At 72.6% G+C, this 435-nt stretch carries 1 protein-coding gene; it reads right to left on the reverse strand.

Annotation, left to right across the window (positions count from 1 at the left end):
- Positions 1-107: 107 nt before the first annotated feature.
- Positions 108-435: dihydrodipicolinate synthase family protein (locus tag NET02_RS16400; RefSeq protein ID WP_284058506.1), on the reverse strand; the 328-nt coding region annotated here is incomplete at its 5' end.

Raw genomic sequence — 435 nt, forward strand, 5'->3', positions numbered from 1 at the left:
GCCAGCAGCGCCGCCAGCGCCAGGCAGGCCAGACCGCCACGAGCGGGGCGGGCGTCGGAGGGGATCGCGGACATGATGTCTCCCGTGGTCGTCCAGGCTCGTGAGGGTCAGAGCAGCCCGCTTTCGCGCAGCGCGGCCTCCACCGCCGGTTGCGCTGCGGCCGACAGCGGCGTCAGCGGCAGGCGCAGGGTGGGCCCGCACAGGNCCGGGATCGGGTTGGCTTCGATGAACAGCTGCTTGTGCAGCGGCAGCAGCTGCATCTGGATGCGCATCGCGGTGCGCGCGTCGCCGGCGATGGCGGCCATGCACAGTTCGTGCATCAGACGCGGGGCGACATTGGCCGTGACGCTGACGTTGCCCTGGCCACCGCACAGCATCAGCGCCACCGCGGTGGCGTCGTCGCCGGAGTAGACGGCGAAGTGCGCCGGGCGGTGG

The sequence above is a fragment of the Thermalbibacter longus genome (assembly GCF_023806485.1).
GTDB lineage: Bacteria > Chloroflexota > Chloroflexia > Thermomicrobiales > Thermomicrobiaceae > Thermalbibacter > Thermalbibacter longus.